This window comes from Devosia sp. (assembly GCF_014860165.1).
In the GTDB taxonomy this organism is placed as follows: Bacteria; Pseudomonadota; Alphaproteobacteria; order Rhizobiales; family Devosiaceae; genus Devosia.
Map to the genome: position 1 here is coordinate 1 of NZ_JACZKG010000017.1, position 16,083 is coordinate 16,083.

At 66.1% G+C, this 16,083-nt stretch carries 9 protein-coding genes; 5 read left to right on the top strand and 4 right to left on the bottom strand.

What is annotated here, in order from left to right:
- Positions 1 to 217: 217 nt before the first annotated feature.
- Positions 218 to 1,111: an aromatic ring-hydroxylating dioxygenase subunit alpha gene (locus tag IH615_RS04395; protein WP_291360137.1), complete on the bottom strand. Its 894-nt coding sequence runs from the start codon at positions 1,109 to 1,111 to the stop codon at positions 218 to 220.
- A gap of 126 nt (positions 1,112 to 1,237) precedes the next feature.
- Between IH615_RS04395 and IH615_RS04400 the strand changes: the two genes are divergently transcribed.
- Positions 1,238 to 2,278, top strand: a complete 1,041-nt coding sequence (locus IH615_RS04400; RefSeq protein WP_291360139.1) for an Ldh family oxidoreductase — start codon at positions 1,238 to 1,240, stop codon at positions 2,276 to 2,278.
- A 1-nt stretch (position 2,279) separates the two neighbouring features.
- Here the strand turns inward: IH615_RS04400 and IH615_RS04405 are convergent, their stop codons facing one another.
- From IH615_RS04405 to IH615_RS04415, 3 genes are read right to left on the bottom strand one after another with little or no spacing between them, the layout of a single operon-like run.
- Positions 2,280 to 2,936, bottom strand: a complete 657-nt coding sequence (locus IH615_RS04405; protein WP_291360140.1) for a response regulator transcription factor — start codon at positions 2,934 to 2,936, stop codon at positions 2,280 to 2,282.
- Positions 2,933 to 5,188 (bottom strand): ATP-binding protein, encoded by a 2,256-nt coding sequence (locus IH615_RS04410; protein ID WP_291360141.1) that lies wholly within the window; start codon positions 5,186 to 5,188, stop codon positions 2,933 to 2,935. Before IH615_RS04410 ends, IH615_RS04405 begins: the two co-directional genes overlap by 4 nt.
- Positions 5,189 to 5,242: 54 nt before the next feature.
- On the bottom strand, positions 5,243 to 6,019 hold the full coding sequence (locus IH615_RS04415) for an SDR family NAD(P)-dependent oxidoreductase (RefSeq protein WP_291360142.1): 777 nt from the start codon (positions 6,017 to 6,019) through the stop codon (positions 5,243 to 5,245).
- Between the two features lie 241 nt (positions 6,020 to 6,260).
- Here IH615_RS04415 and IH615_RS04420 point away from each other — a divergent pair, with 241 nt between their 5' ends.
- The 4 genes from IH615_RS04420 (at position 6,261) to IH615_RS04435 (ending at position 15,946) form a co-directional block, all read left to right on the top strand.
- The gene (locus tag IH615_RS04420; protein ID WP_291360143.1) at positions 6,261 to 7,463 is read left to right on the top strand and encodes an efflux RND transporter periplasmic adaptor subunit; all 1,203 of its coding nucleotides are present in this window, start codon (positions 6,261 to 6,263) and stop codon (positions 7,461 to 7,463) included.
- Between the two features lie 3 nt (positions 7,464 to 7,466).
- Positions 7,467 to 9,416 (top strand): MacB family efflux pump subunit, encoded by a 1,950-nt coding sequence (locus IH615_RS04425; RefSeq protein ID WP_291360144.1) that lies wholly within the window; start codon positions 7,467 to 7,469, stop codon positions 9,414 to 9,416.
- 294 nt (positions 9,417 to 9,710) lie between these two features.
- Positions 9,711 to 11,591 carry an autotransporter assembly complex family protein gene (locus IH615_RS04430; RefSeq protein WP_291360145.1) on the top strand — a complete coding sequence of 627 codons (1,881 nt, stop codon included), beginning with the start codon at positions 9,711 to 9,713 and terminating at the stop codon, positions 11,589 to 11,591.
- Complete coding sequence (locus IH615_RS04435; RefSeq protein ID WP_291360146.1) at positions 11,591 to 15,946, top strand: translocation/assembly module TamB domain-containing protein; 4,356 nt, start codon at positions 11,591 to 11,593, stop codon at positions 15,944 to 15,946. Before IH615_RS04430 ends, IH615_RS04435 begins: the two co-directional genes overlap by 1 nt.
- The last annotated feature ends 137 nt before the right edge of the window (positions 15,947 to 16,083 follow it).

The following is a 16,083-nucleotide window of genomic DNA, read 5'->3' on the forward strand; positions in this document are numbered from 1 at the left end:
GCGATGGACTGGGATCGCGCCACGATCTGAAACTTGCTGCTCGCTACCCTGGCGTACGGGGCAACGCGATCTGAGAGGGTTGGGGAGGGGTGGCGCCGCGAACGCGGTGGGTGTGGCTCACCCCCACCCTCATTCCCTCCCCACAAGGGGGAGGGAAGCGATGGCTGCGCATTCATTGCCAAGACCTCGTGGTTCGACAGGCTCACCATGAGGTCTACTACGATGCCACCGGGATCACGCCATAGGTAATGCCCTTCTGGCTCAGCCAGCGGCGGTAGGCGATGGCGGATTTGTCGGCGCGGATGGGTGTTTCGGACCTGGGGTCCAGGGGAAGCCGCTTGGGATACTGGTTTTCGAGGATGGGCTTGTCCTGGCCGAAAATGGTCTGCTGGAAGCGGCGGAGATCGGTGATGGTGGAGGTGGAATCGATCATCGATTGCAGCAGGTGGGCGCGGCAGCGCTCCTGGGTCATGGGCTGGAGGAAAATGGCGATGACATCGCGGCGGCTCTCGTCCTCCGGGCAGGATTTGTAGAGCACCGAGCAGAAGGGGTGGGGGACGCGATAGACGTATTCGACTTCCATGGCCGAGGTGGCCGACTTGGCGGCGCGCGGCTGGATGAACCGGCATCTGGTGGCCAGCACCTCGTCGCGCTCCTCGGAGACCTCGACGTCATATTCCTTGACCTCGGTATGGGGCTCGGCGCCGAGGATGTCGGTGTGGACGTACGGAAAGTGGCCCATGTCGAGGAAGTTCTCCACCGCGCGGGGGGCGGAGACATGGATGCCGATGGAGCCGCAACTCATGTTCTTGCGATCGGGTTCGGCATATTCGGGGATGGGGAAGAGCGCAGCGGGCGGGCTGCCGAGGCTGGTCCAGATATAGCCGTAGCCGGTGATGGCGGGCAGGCGATCGATGATGGTTTCGGTGTCGATCTCATCACCCTGCTCTTCGTCGGTCCGGCGCCAGACGACCGGGTTGCCGTCGCTGTCGCGGGTGAGGGCGATCCTGATATCGAGCAGCAGGGTGGTCTCGATTATGCCGGGCACGATTTCATCGGTGGCGGCAATGACCTGCCAGAGGTCGCGGGTGACGGGGTCGATGGTGGGCATGGGCGGTCTCAACTGTTGGGATGAGCATAGTCCGGTGCGCGATGAGGGAAAGAGGAAAGTTGGCGGACGCCCCATGCGGTGGTGGCATGGTGCTAAGGTAAGCCATTGAGTCTGCGGAGGTCACGGGTGGAGAGTTCGGCGAAGCGGTTTCCGGCGGCGGTTCTGGAGCAGAGGGTGGCGGGCGCCCTGCGCAATGCGGGGGCCAGCGAGGCTTCGCTGGCGGCTGCGACACGGGCCATGCTGCATGCCTCGGCGCTGGGCGTGGACAGCCATGGCGTGCGGCTGACCGAGCACTATTGCGCCATGCTGGCTGGCGGGCGGCTGAACAGGGATCCGCAACTGAGGGTGGATATCCGCGCAGCGGGAAGCGCCATGGTGGATGGCGATGATGGGCTGGGGCATTACGCGGCCTACAAGGCCGTCGAGGTGGGCATCGAACTGGCGCGACAGGCGGGCGTGGGCGCGGTGGGCATCGCCCATTCCTCCCATCTGGGGGCGGCGGGGGCCTATGCGCTGGCCGGAGCGGAGCAGGGCTATGTGACCTTTGCCACCACCAATACCGATTCGATGGTGGCGCTGTTTGACGGCGCCTCGCGCTTTCACGGCACCAATCCGCTGGCTTTTGCGGCGCCGGTGCCCGACAGCAGGCCGTGGCTGCTCGACATGGCGACGTCGTCGATCCCGATGAACCGGGTGCTGCTGCATCGCTCGCTGGGCCTGCAACTGCCCGAGGGGGTGGCGGCCGACACGCATGGGGCGGCGACCACGGATCCGCAGGCGGCCGAAATGCTGCTGCCGCTGGGCGGGGCGGATTTCGGCTACAAGGGCGCAGGCCTGGCTGGCGTGGCGACGCTGTTTTCGGCGCTGCTTACCGGCACGACGCTCGATACCGATTTCATCCCGATGTATGGCGGGCCCGGCGGGGATGTCTCGACGCCGCGCAATATGGGCCATTTCGTGCTGGTGATCGATCCGGCCAAGTTCGTGGGGCGTGAGCTGTTCGGCATGATGATCACACGGTACCTGGCCAGCCTGCGCGGGGCGGCGGTGCGTGATGGCGCGGAACGGGTGATGGCGCCGGGCGATCGGGAATGGGACCGGATGGCTGAGCGCGAGGCCCAGGGCATCCCCGTCGATCCAGACACGGTGCGTTTTCTCGGGCTCTAGATCACGCGAGGCCGCGCCGCACCGCCTCGCGGGTGGCCTCGGCGCGGCTGGTGACGCAGAGCTTCTGGTAGATGACCTTGACATAGGACGCCACGGTCTGCGGCTGCAGGCCGAGGCGGGATGCGGCTTCGGAGACGGTGAGGCCGCGCGCCAGCAGCGTCAGCACCTCGGTTTCGCGCGGGCTGAGGCCGGCTTCGTCCTTGACGACGGCCGGGGCACGGAAGTGGCTCAGCATGCGGTGGGCGATGGAGGGTGAGAGGGGCGGTTCGCCGCGCTCGATGCGGCGAAGGTAGTTGACGAGCAGGTCGGCTTCCTCGTCCTTCAGCACATAGCCGCGGGCGCCGGCGGCAATCGCCTCGAACAGATGGGCGTCGTCATCGTAGATGGTGGCGACTACTGGCAGCACATCGGGATATTCGCGCTGCAGGCGGTTGATAATGTCGATGCCCGAGCCGTCGGGCAGGCCGATATCGACGATGGCGAGCCAGAGCCCGGTGCCATGGCGGTCGAGCCAGGAATGGGCGGATTTGAGCGTGCCTGCGGTTTCAATGCGCAGGTCGGGGAAGGCGGAAGCCAGCACCGCCAGCATCCAGTCACGGGTGCGCGGTTGGTCCTCGATCAGCAGGCACAGGCGGGGCGGGGTTGGGTCGACAGTCATGCCGGTGAGTTAAGCCGAACTGCCGGTTCCAGCACCCCCGGTTCCGGGGGGCGGGCGGTGAGGACGAGGGGAATATCGAGGGTGATGCTGGTCCCGTCGGTCTGGGCCGCCAGCACCAGGTGGCCGCCGATATCCTCGATGCGGTGGCGCAGGTTGCGCAGGCCGAAGCCGGCGGTCTCGCCTGACAGGGCCTCCGCCGGAATGCCGCTGCCGTCATCGGTGAAGCGCAGGGCCAGGTGTCCCGGGGACAGAGTGGGGGTGACGGTGAAGCGGCTGGCGCCGGAATGGCGGATGGCATTGGAGACGATTTCGCGCACGGCCGATGTCAGCGCCTTGTGCAGGCGATAGTCGAGCTGGATGGCCTCGACCTCGGTCTCAGGCAGCGGCCAGTCGAGTGCGATTTCAGCGGCCTCGAGCCGGCGCGCCGCTTCGTGACGCGTTTCGGCGAGCACGCGATCGAGGCTGGCCTCTTCACCCGAGAGGCCGCTGACGATGGCGCGGATGTCGCTCAGCGCCGCCTGCAGGGTGGGGCGGGTGGTTTCGTCGGCGGTGTGCAGCCCGGTCAGCAGCCGGGCGCCGACATCGTCGTGCAGGTCCCGCGCCATGCGGCGACGCTCTTCGCCGACGCCGCGCATATAGGCCTCACGACCTTCCTCCGCGCGCACGGTGAGGGCGACGAGATTGTTGGCGAGCTTGAGATGATTGGGCGAAAAGAGGCCGCGGCCGGCAAAGGGATAGATGACGCGCAGGGGCGGGGAGCCGCCCACGGCGGGCAGTTCGAGCAGGAGCCCGTCAGCGCTGACTGCGGGCGCCGTCGCCGGGGATTCGATCTCCTCGATTTCGAGCGGGTCGAACAGGCGTTGCAGCAGGGCTCGCCATTCGCGGGCGCCGGCCGCCGGCGAGGGGGCAAAGGCGATTTCCAGCGCGGCGGAAAACAGTTCGTCCTGCTCGATGCGGCGGCGTGTGGTGAGGCGGCGCCAGATCCAGTCGCGCGCCGGCAGATAGACAAAGCCGACCAGCAGCAGGGAGACACCGAGTGCCGGGGCGGTTTCGAACTGAAGCAGGAAGATGAGCCCGGCATCGATAACCAGCAGCAGCACGGCGCCAAAGGTATAGAACAGGACGCGGTAGGCCCAGTCGCCCAGCTCGAACAGCCGGTAGCGGCTGAGCCCCAGCGCCAGGCCGACATAGATGACGATCAGCACGCCGGTGACGTGGCTCTGGGGCAGGCCGAACGGAATGCCGAGCAGGACAGGGGCGGCGCCGAGGATGGTATATGCCCCTGAACCGGCCACCACGGACAGGCCGAGCCAACCCAGCGCCGCACGGTCGGACGGCCGGTTGCGAGTGTGCCACCACTGCAGGCCGATAGCGACCAGGATGGCGAGCATGAGCAGCGCGACACCGATATAGAGCTGCGACGGGCCCGAGCCCAGCTCATTGAGGTCGGCGACGATGAAGGCTCCAACAAGCACCGGCAATACAAGCAGCCAGGCGGGCGGCACGATCCGACGCGGATATGTGAGCAGCAGGGCCACCATGGCGATGCCGAACAGCATGGTGCCGATGTGGTTGATGGGTATCAAGGCGCGGAACAGGGTCGCCTCGATGGCCAGTTCGCGATTGGCATAGATGGCCAGCGTCGCGGTGGCCATCAGCATTCCAATGGCGGTGATGGCGAAGAAGGCCGGGCCCAGGCTGCGCGGGCGCAGCGCCCAGACCCAGCCGGCAATCAGCATGCTGGCAATGCCGGTGAGCAATTGTACCCAGAAGCCATCCGGCAGTCGCCAGATCGGATAGCCCGCGGGGGTGCCGATGACGGTGTAGGTTTCACCGGTGACGAGGTGGCGCAGGTGCAGTTCGACCCGGTCCTGATTGAGCACGTCGTAGAGCTGCTGCTGCCGGTCGAGGAACCGGCGCAGAGCCGGATAGGTCTCGAGCGTGTCGGCCTCGGGGATCAGGTCTGCGGCCTCGACCGGCACCGGCTCGGGCCAATCGGCAGGCCGGCCTGCCGCCGGGGGCGCCGCGCCAATGGCCACGAGTTCCGCAGGCAGGGTGAAGGCAGGCCCTTCGAAGCTTGCGGAGGGATCTACGCCGACGATGAAGACTCCGTCCTGCAAGGGACCGGGCGACAGCTTGACGCCCAGACGGGGAATGGACGTTGCGAACACGGCCACGACGACGAATGTCGCCACGCAGAGCAGTGTTACGGCGGCCATCAGCAGGCCGGGTGTCGTGGTGTTTCCCCTCATGCCCGCATATGATGGCGCCAGGACTTCTGGATCAACAGTATAGTTGCCGAAACCTTAACTTCCGCGATGGATATCGAACGGTCCGAAGGCCTGCGTCGTCGCCATCAACTGCAATCGGTTGACGTTGACATGGGCGGGCAAAGACGTGGCCCAGAAGATCGACTCGGCGATATCATCGGCGTTCATGGCCTTGGTCCCTTCATAGGGCTTGGCGGCCTTACCCTCGTCGCCCTTGAAGCGGACCAGCGAGAATTCGGTCTCGGTGAGGCCCGGCTCGATGTTGGTGACCCGCACATTCTTGCCCTGGACGTCCGAACGGATGTTGAGGGCAAACTGCTTCACGAAGGCCTTGGTGGCGCCATAGACCGAGCCGCCTGGATAGGGATAGTCCCCGGCCACCGAGCCGAGCGTCACGATATGACCGCCGCCCCTGGCGATGAGGCCTGGCAGCAGGGCGCGGACCGTGTAGGCCAGGCCGGTCACGTTGGTTGCGATCATCGTTTCCCAATCGGTGATGTCGGTTTCGGCCGCGGGCTGGAGGCCGAGGGCGAGGCCGGCATTGGCGAGCACAATGTTGATCTGGTCGAAGGGGGCGGGGAGCGCGGCAATGGTGGCGTCGATAGCGGCCCGGTCGCGGACGTCGAGCTCGGCAATGTGGCAACTGGCGGCGCCGAGTTCGGCTTGCAGCTCGACCAGCCGATCCTTGCGGCGTCCCGTCGCGATCACCTTGCCGCCGGCGGCAACGTAGCGGCGGGCGGCGGCGGCGCCGAAGCCTGATGTCGCGCCGGTGATGAAGACGACAAAGCGGCTGGGATCGAGCAGCTGGTACATTGGGAAAGTCCTGATGGTCGGGGAGACGCGCAGGGTGGACCGGACGGGGTGGTGCGGTCAACCGGGTCGGGTGCGTGGAATTCTTTCGGACAGTCATTGTGTGTGGCCAAGCATATCAGCCTGTGAAGCGGCCTGACCACAAGCGCAACGCCAACCTTTCCAAACCTTACCAAGTCCTAACGTGAACCAGGGGAGCGGACGTATTATCCTGCTGCCAAATGATTTTTGCGGGATTTGCGGCTTGAAGACGTTGGTGAAGTGGCTGGTGGGGCTGGTGCTGCTCGGAGGCGTGGGGCTGGGGGCGTGGTGGTATTTCCTCGCGGCGCCGCAGGCGGCCACCGTGCCCAATACCGTGGCGGTGACGCGCGGCGATATCGAGCGCACGGTGCTGGCCTCGGGGGTGCTCGAGGCCAATTCGCTGGTCAGCGTGGGAGCCGAGGTCAGCGGTCGCATCGAGGCGGTGCATGTGGCGCTGGGACAGGACGTCAAGAAGGGCGACCTGATCGTCGAGATCGACAGCCTCGACCAGGAAAACGCGGTCAAGACGGCGCAGGCCGTGCTTGCCGGCATCGAGGCGCAGAAGCGCAGCCAGCAGGCCACCCTGGTCAAGGCGCAGGCCGCGCTGGCGCGCAACCAACAGCTCAGCGCCAATAGCCTGGTGTCGCAGACCGACCTCGAAACAGCGCAGGCGGCGGTCGATTCGGCGCAGGCGCAGATCGACCAGCTGGATGCGCAGATCGCGCAATCCCAACTCAGCGTGGAATCGGCCGAACTCGACCTGGCCCGCACCAGGATCGTGGCGCCCAGCGATGGGACCATCGTCGCCGTGCTGGTCGACGAGGGCCAGACCGTGAACGCCAACTCGACCATTCCCACCATCGTCAAGATCGCCGATCTCGACACGATGGTGATCAAGGCCGAGATTTCCGAGGCAGATGTGGTGCGCGTGCAGGCGGGGCAGCGGGTCTATTTCACCATTCTGGGCGAGCCGGAGGTCAAGATCGATGCGACGCTGCGTGAAGTGGAGCCGGCGCCAACCTCGATCGGTTCGGACGCGGCCGCGGCCGACAGCGCGGTCTATTACAATGGCCTGTTCGACGTGCCCAACCCCGATCACAAGCTGCGCATCTCGATGACAGCGCAGGTGACCATCGTGCTGGACGAGGTCACGGATGCGCTGCTGCTGTCCTCGGGCCTGGTTTCGCGCAAGGACCCGCAGGGCAATGTGGTCGTGCCGGTCTATGACCCGACGACCGAGACGATCACGCCACGGCGGATCGAGGTGGGGCTCAACAACAATGTCATGGCCGAGATCAGGAGCGGGCTGAGCGAAGGCGAGCAGGTGGTCAGTGGCGGCGCGGTGCTGGCGCGGCCAGCCGGACAGCCGGGCGGGCCGCCACCCGGGATGCGCCTGGGCGGCCCCGGCATGCGCCTGGGCGGCTAGCGCATGACCGATCCCATCATTTCCCTGCGCGGGCTGACCCGACGATTCCAGACCGGGGCGGAGACCGTGACGGTGCTCAGGGATGTCGATCTCGACATATACAGGGGCGAGCTGGTCGCCATCATGGGCCAGTCGGGCTCGGGCAAGTCGACGCTGATGAACATCCTGGGGTGCCTGGATCGAGCCAGCGCGGGCACCTACACCTTTGCCGGGCGCGAGGTGGGCAGGCTGGGGCCCGATGCGCTGGCGGAGCTGCGCCGGGAGCATTTCGGCTTCATCTTCCAGCGCTATCAGCTGCTGGCCGATCTCGACGCGGTCGAGAATGTGGAAATGCCGGCCATCTATTCCGGTGTGGATGGTGGGGCGCGGCGCAAGCGGGCGATCGACCTGCTGACGCGGCTGGGGCTGGGCGAGCGGCTGAGCCACCGGCCCAATGCCCTGTCGGGCGGCCAGCAGCAGCGGGTCAGCGTGGCGCGGGCGCTGATGAATGGCGGCGAGGTGATCCTGGCCGACGAGCCCACCGGTGCGCTCGACAGCAAGAGCGGCAAGGAGCTGATGGCGCTGCTGGCCGAGCTGCATCGCGACGGACACACGATTATCATCGTAACGCATGATCCGCTGATTGCGGCGCAGACCGAGCGGGTGATCGAGATTTCCGACGGCGTCATCATTGCCGACCGGCGGACGGGTGAGGATACGCGGGTCGACCGGATGAGGGAGACGATCCGCAGGATAGCGCGCTGGCGCGAAGGGCTCGATCGCGGGCTCGAGGCCTTGCGCATGGCGCTGCGGGCCATGGTGGCGCACAAGCTGCGGACGTTCCTGACCATGCTCGGCATCATCATCGGCATTGCCTCGGTAGTAAGCGTGGTGGCCCTGGGCCAGGGCAGCCAGCAGACGGTGCTGGAAAACATCGCCTCGATCGGTACCAATACGATCAATATCTATCCGGGCACCGGCTTCGGGGACCGGCGCAGCAACCGCATCCAGACGCTGCTGCCGTCTGATGCGGAAGCCATTGCCAGCCAGCCCTATGCCGATAGCGTTTCGCCCCAGGTTAGCTCCAACGCCACGGTGCTGTTCCGCAATACGTCGTCCAATGCCACGGTCACGGGGGTGGGCGACGAGTATTTTCAGGTCAACGGGCGCACGTTCACCGCCGGCGTTGGCTTCAATGCGGCCAGCGTCACGCAGCGGACGCAGGAGGCAGTGATCGACGGCAATGCGCGTGATGCCTTCTTCATCAATGGCGAGGACCCGATCGGGCAGGTGATCATGCTCGGTCGGGTACCGGTGCGGGTGATTGGCGTGGTCGAGAACGTCACCGGCTTCGGACCGGGTGGCAACAGCGCCAATGTCTATGTGCCTTATACGACCGCGATGGACCGTATCCTGGGCCAGTCGTTTCTGGGCTCCATTGCCGTGCGGGTAAGCGATGATGCCGACATGGAAGACACCGAGGCAGAGATCACCGATCTGCTGACGCGGCTGCATGACGGCAAGACCGATTTCTTCCTGCAGAACACCGCCACCATACGCGACACGATCGAATCGACGGCAGCGACGCTGACGCTACTGATCTCGACCATTGCGGTCATCTCGCTGGTGGTGGGCGGCATCGGGGTGATGAACATCATGCTGGTGAGCGTCTCCGAGCGCACCAAGGAGATCGGCATCCGCATGGCGGTGGGGGCGCGGCGCGGCGATATCCTGCGCCAATTCCTCATCGAGGCGGTGCTGGTCTGCTTTGTCGGCGGCGCGGCGGGCGTGGCGCTGAGCTTTGGGCTCGGAAGCCTGCTGACGGCGCTGGTCGAGGGGGCGCGGGTCAGCTATTCGGCGGAGTCGATCATGATCGCGATCGCCTCGGCAAGCCTGATCGGCGTGGTGTTCGGCTTCATGCCGGCGCGCTCGGCGGCGCGGATGGACCCGGTGGAAGCGCTGGCGCGGGAGTAGGTCCACTTCTCCCTCAAGGGGAGAGGACAGGCTTGCGTTGCCCATCTGCCACGACCAGGCCCTCCGACTCGGACAAAAGCCATGGAAGGTTGTTCCCGCCCCGAGGCGGCCCTAAACTCGCCATGAAATGAACGCCTGTTTGACGGGTGCTAGCGTCGGTGCGGTGGGGCAGAGAGACTTAACGGAATCTTTCCGTCCCGAGGGCAAACTTCTGCTTCTGCCTCAAGTGGTTGAAGCGTAACGGGCGGGAACGGGTCACTGCAAATCGCGCGTCTGGTAACGAGTATCTGCGCCTTGTGCGTTGCCGCGGCCATCGTTGGCCCCGCCACGACGCCGGTTGCTGCCTTCGAGATTTTCGGCCTCAAGCTGTTCGAGGACCAGAGCGCCGAGGATGCCGAGGCGGTCATCGCCGATCCGCAGCCCTACACGGTCGTCATCACCGTCAATGCCGTCGGCGCGGTCGAAAGCGCGGTGCGCAATGCTTCGGCGCTGGTGGCCGACCAGAACGAGCCGGCTTCGGGCGCGGCGGGGCTGCGGGCCAAGGCCCGGGGCGATTATCGGCGCATCGTCGCCGCGCTCTACAATGAAGGCTATTATGGCGGCGCGGCGTCGATCCGTGTGGGCGGTGTCGAGGCTTCGAGCCTGGCGCCGGATGTCGACCTGCCCGATCCGGTGGACGTGGCCATCGTGGTCGATCCCGGCCCGCTATTCCGCTTCAACAGTGTCAATATCGTCAACCAAGCGCTGCCGACGTCCGACCCCTATGACCAGGTGGAGCCGCCGGCCAATGCCGGCTTCGGCGTCGGTGAGATCGCCAGATCGTCGGTGATCCTCAAGGCCGAGCAACTGGCGCTGGAGGCCTGGCGGCAGCAGGGCTATGCCAAGGCCGAGATCGTGACGCGCGACGTGGTCGCCGACCATGCGACGACATCGGTGGACGTGACCATCACGGTCAATCCGGGGCCCAAGGCGGCATTCGGCGCGGTGACGGTGACGGGCGCGGAAACGCTCGATCCGGAATTCCTGGCGCGGCAGACCGGGCTGACGCCGGGTGAAGAATATGACCCCGACGAGCTGGAGCGGGCGCAAAAGAGACTCGACCGGCTCGAAGTGTTCCGGGCGGCGCGGCTGGAGGCGGCCGGGTCGGTGGGAGCCGATGGGCTGCTGCCCTATAACCTGATCGTGCAGGAACTGCCGGGGCGGCGCTTCGGCGTGGGCGCGAACTATTCGAGCGTAGATGGGCTGGGGCTTGAAGCCTTCCACCTGTGGCGGAACCTGTTCGGGCAGGCCGAGCGGCTGCGGCTCGACGCGCGAGTGGCCAGCATCGGCTTTCCCATCGATACGGCGCAGTTCGACTATTTCTTCGGCGGCACCTTCACCAAGCCGGGTATCTTCACGCCCGATACGGATCTCGTCGCCGCCGTTTCAGCGGAGCGGACGATCTACCCGACCTTCACCGAGACCTCGGCGAGCGGGCGGGTGGGGCTGACCCATATTCTGTCGGACCAGATCACGCTCGAGGGTGGCGCGCAGTTCGAGATCAATCGCTTTGATGACGCGTTCGGCACGCGGGACTTCAAGACAGTCGGGCTCTATGGCGGGGCCGTGCTGGATTTCCGCGACGACAGTGTCGACCCCACCCAGGGTTGGTACGGCCAGGTGAACCTGGAGCCGTTCTATGAGCTCAACTACGGCAAAGCTGGCGCCAAGCTGACGGTCGAGGGGCGCACCTATTTCGGCTTTGGCGAGGATGATCCGTTCGTGCTGGCGGGGCGGCTCAGGGCGGGCCTCGTGCTCGGACCGAGCCTGGCCGAAATCCCGCCCGACAAGCTGTTCTTTGCCGGCGGTGGCGGCTCAGTGCGCGGCTATGCGTTCAAATCCATCGGGGTGGACAATGGCGCTGGGGTGATTACGGGCGGGCGCTATCTGCTTGAAGGCTCGATCGAGGCGCGGGCCAAGGTCACCGACGATATCGGCGTGGTCGGTTTCCTCGATGGCGGCTATGTGGCCGCCGACGTGTTCCCGGCCCTGACCGACCTGCGGCTGGGGGCCGGCGTGGGCGTGCGCTACTATACCGGGCTCGGACCCATCCGGCTTGATGTCGCGGTGCCGCTCAACAAGCGCGCGGGCGACCCCGACTATGCGCTCTATGTCGGCATAGGGCAGGCATTCTGATGGCCAGGTTTCTTCCCCTCGCTCGACGGTTCGCCGTGCTGATCCTGATCCTTGTCGGTTGTGGCATCGCCGTGCCGGCCGTCCTCGTCGCGCAGGACGTGCAGGATGTCCTGACGATGGACAATGAGGAGCAGAAGGACTGGCTGACCAATTTCGTCCAGGATCGGCTGTCGACGCCTGAGCGACAGATACGGCTCAGCAATATCGAGGGCGCGCTCGGTTCGGATGTAGGGATCCGCGAGATCACCATTTCCGATGCCGAGGGTGTCTGGCTGCGCATCAACAATGCGCGGTTGAGCTGGAACCAGGCGGCGTTGTTTGGCGGCCGGCTGGAGGTTCGTTCGCTCACGGCCGACTCGATTGACTATATCCGCAATGCCGTACCGGTCGAAGGTGCGGTGGACCTGCCGGCGCCTGAGGCCAGCGGCGGCCTTCAGGTGCCCGAATTGCCGGTGGCGGTCATTCTCGAGCAGCTCAGCATTCCGTCGGTGACCTTCGGCGAAGGCGTGTTCGGACTGGGTTCGGAGATTTCGCTGGCAGGCGCGATGACGCTCGATGGCGGCAATCTCGACGCCAATCTCGACATTGTCAGGCTTGATGGACCGGGCGGTACGCTTGGCCTGGATGTCGCCTATCGCAAGGCGGACAACAGCATCGATCTGGGCCTATCGCTGGTGGAGCCCGAGGACGGGCTCATCGCCAACCTGCTCAATATCGAGAACCGTCCGGCGATGACGGTGACGCTCAATGGCAGCGGGCCGGTGACGGACCTGCGCACGGATCTATCCCTGCAGGCCAATGGGCAGACCGCGCTTTCGGGCGTGGCGACACTGAACCAGCAGGCTGGCGGAATCTCGGTTGCGGCCGACCTGCGCGGACCGCTGGCGACACTGATCGCCGAGCCCTATCGACCGTTCTTCGGCGCCGAAACGGCCTTGACGGCCAATGCGCTGATCCGTTCCGAAGGCGGCGTTTCCGTCACCGGACTGCGGCTCAGCGGCGGGCAGCTGTCGCTGGAAGCGGCGGCCGAGACGACGCCGGACAATTTCCTCAGGACGCTCGACCTCAACGCTGTCATTGCCGACCCCGCGGGTGGGCAGGTGACGCTGCCTGTGCCGGGCAATGCGACGCGCGTCGGCTCGACGCAACTGGCCATCGGCTTTGGTGGCGAGGCCGAGGAGAACTGGACCGCGACCCTCGACATGGCCGGCTTCGAGACGACGGGCTTTGCCGCCGACACGCTGGCGCTGACGCTGGGCGGTGTCGCGGCCAACCTCAGCGACCCGGCAACGCGCCGGCTGACCTTCAATGGCGATGGTGCCCTGTCGGGCATTTCCGGCTCCGAGGAGATCGAGGCGGCGCTGGGCGAGAGCATCGGCATCGGCATTGCCGGGCTGTGGAATGCGGGCGAGCCGGTGCAACTGGCCGAGTTCCGGGTGGCGGGGCAGGCGCTGACGGCGGCGCTGACCGGGCAACTCGATGGGCTCGATTTCAACGGCGATATTGCGCTCGAAACGTCGAGCATTGCGCCATTCTCCGGGCTGGCGGGGCGCGATCTGGCCGGGGCGCTGACGCTTGAGGCCAGCGGCGGCATTCAGCCGCTCAGCGGCGGGTTCGACCTGACGCTGGATGGTACGGGCAGCAATCTTGCCATTGGCGACCAGCTTGCCGACGGCTTGCTGGCGGGAAGTGTGCAGCTTTCCGGTCGCGTCGCACGCAGCGAGGCGGGGCTGACGGCGGAGAATTTCCGCATCGCCAATGATCAGGTACAATTGCTGGCCGACGGCACCTATTCCAATGCCCTGGCGGACTTTGGCTTCACCCTTGATCTGAGAGACCTGGCGCTGCTGTCGGAAGAGGCAAGCGGCGCGCTCAAGGTGGTCGGGACGGCCAAGGGACAGGACAATGTCATCGACCTCAACTTCGATGCGAGCGTGGCAGATGGAACGCTGGCGGGGCGGGTGCTGCGCGATGGCCAGGTCGGCTTTGTCGGGCGCTACAATGTCGACCGGCTCGATGGCAAGATAGCTGGGGCCGGGTCTCTGGACGGATTCCGCACGACGCTGGCGGCCGATGTGAGCCTGACGCCGAGTGATCAGAAGCTGTCCAATCTCGATTTCCAGGCTGCGGGCACGCGGATCACCGGCGGGCTGACGCGGGTGACACTGTCTGGGCTGATCGGTGCCGGATTGACGGTTGTGTCGCCCGACGTGTCGGTGCCAGCGGCTTTTGCTTTGCTGGACGCTGAGGGCGCGGTCAATGCCGAGGTGACACTGGCGCCGGCCGAGGGCAAGCAGGGTGCGATGGTACGTGGCGACGTGCGTGGGCTGGTGGTCAACGACATACGCGTTGGGTCGGCCGATATCAACGCCACGGTTTGGGATCTGTTTGGCGTGCCTGTCATCGATGGAGCGGCCAATGCCAGCGACGTGTCGGTGGCCGGCGTCGACATCGAACAGCTCTCGGCGACGGCGACCCAGACGGGCGAGACGACCGCTTTCGACGCACAGGCGAGGCTGGCGACCGGGACGGATATCGATTTTGCGGGCTCGCTGACGCCGGTTGACCGGGGCTATCGCCTGGCGCTGGACCGGGCGCAGCTGCAGCAGGGCCAGCTTTCGGCCCGCCTGGCGCAGCCGACCGTGGTGCAGGTCAGCGGTTCGACCGTGGCGCTGGATGCGGTGCGCTTCGATGTCGGCTCGGGCTCGATCACGGCGACGGGCTCGGCGGGTGAGACGCTGAGCATTGATCTTGAGATCAACGCCCTGCCGCTCTCGATCGCCAATGCGGTGGCGCCCGATCTGGGCCTGGCCGGCACGATCAATGGGCGGGCCAACATCACGGGCACGGGCAGCGACCCGCGGGTCAGCTTCGAGGCGCGCGCCGCCGGGATCAATGCGGCAGCCATCCGTGACTTTGGCATCGCCCCACTGGACGCGACAGCGAATGGCACGTTCGCCAACGGCAGGGCGACGCTGACGGCGGTGTCGGCCAGTGGCGCGGGCGGGCTGACGCTGCGCGGCTCGGGCACCGTGCCGCTCGATGGCGGCGGGCTCGATGTGGCGGTGACAGGTTCGGCGCCGCTGGTGCTGGCCAATCGTTTCGTCGCCGAGCGGGGCGGACAGTTGAGCGGCGTGGTGACGCTGGATGCGCGGGTCAGCGGCAGCCTCGCCAATCCGCAATTTGGCGGGCGCGTCTCGACCAGTGGCGCGGGCTATGTCGATCCGGAACTTAATCTTCGGCTGCAGGTCATCAGCGGCTCGGCCAGCCTTGATGGCAGCAACCTCGTCATCGACAACCTTTCGGGGAACCTCGCCACGGGCGGTTCGGTCAGTGCCTCGGGGTCGGTCGGGCTCAGTGGCGGCATTCCGGCCAATGTCCGGCTCGCACTCAATTCGGCGCGCTATGCCGATGGCAATCTCTTCGTCGCCACGCTCTCGGGCAACCTGGCGTTATCAGGCAATCTGACCGGCTCGCCATTGCTGTCCGGCGATGTGTTCGTGGAAGAAGCCAATATCACGGTGCCCGAGAATTTCGGCGGCGGGGCGCAGCTGATCGATGTCGATCACGTCAATGCGCCGCCCGCGGTGGAGCAGACGCTGGCTCGTGCCAAGATCGACGACCGGACTGGCGCGCCAATTCCGCAGACGCGGCCGGCCGGGCTGGTGCTCGATATCAATGTCAGCGCCCCCAACCAGATATTCATCCGCGGCCGCGGGCTGGATGCCGAAGTCGGCGGTTCGGTGCGGCTTACCGGGCCGGTCAACAATATCCAGCCGGTCGGCGGGTTCGCACTCAATCGCGGGCGGCTGGCGATCCTGGGGCAACGAGTGACGTTCGAAAGCGGCACGGTGACGCTGGTGGGCGATCTCGACCCGTTCCTGAACCTGGTGGCACGCACCGAGGGCGAGGGCATCACCGTCTTCGTCACGGTTTCGGGCCGCGCTTCCGACATCAATGTGACCTTCACCTCCAGCCCCATGCTGCCGCAGGACGAAGTGCTGAGCCGGCTGATCTTCAACCGCTCGATGGGCGAGTTGTCGCCGTTGCAACTGGCCAAGCTGGCCGGCGCGGCGGCGGAACTGGTGGGCGGCGGCGGCAATGGGCTGGTCGATAGCCTGCGCGGGGCGGCGGGGCTGGCCGACCTCGATATCGTCACCGACGACAAGGGCAATGTGGGTGTACAGGCCGGGACCTATATCCAGGACAATGTCTATCTGGGGGTGCAGGCCGGCGCTGGCGGGCAGAGCAAGGTGACGATCAATCTGGATGTGACCGACGACCTCAAGGTCACTGGTGCGGCGGGGCAGGACGGGAATTCCAGCCTCGGCGTGTTCTATGAGAAGGATTATTAGGGGCGGTGGTACGGGGTTAGTGCCATAGGCTCAGGCAAACTGGATCGTCACCCTCGGGCTTGACCCGAGGGCTCTGCACTTTTCGAACGCTTCAGCAAGTGAAGGCCCCTCGGGTCAAGCCCGAGGGTGATGTCTGG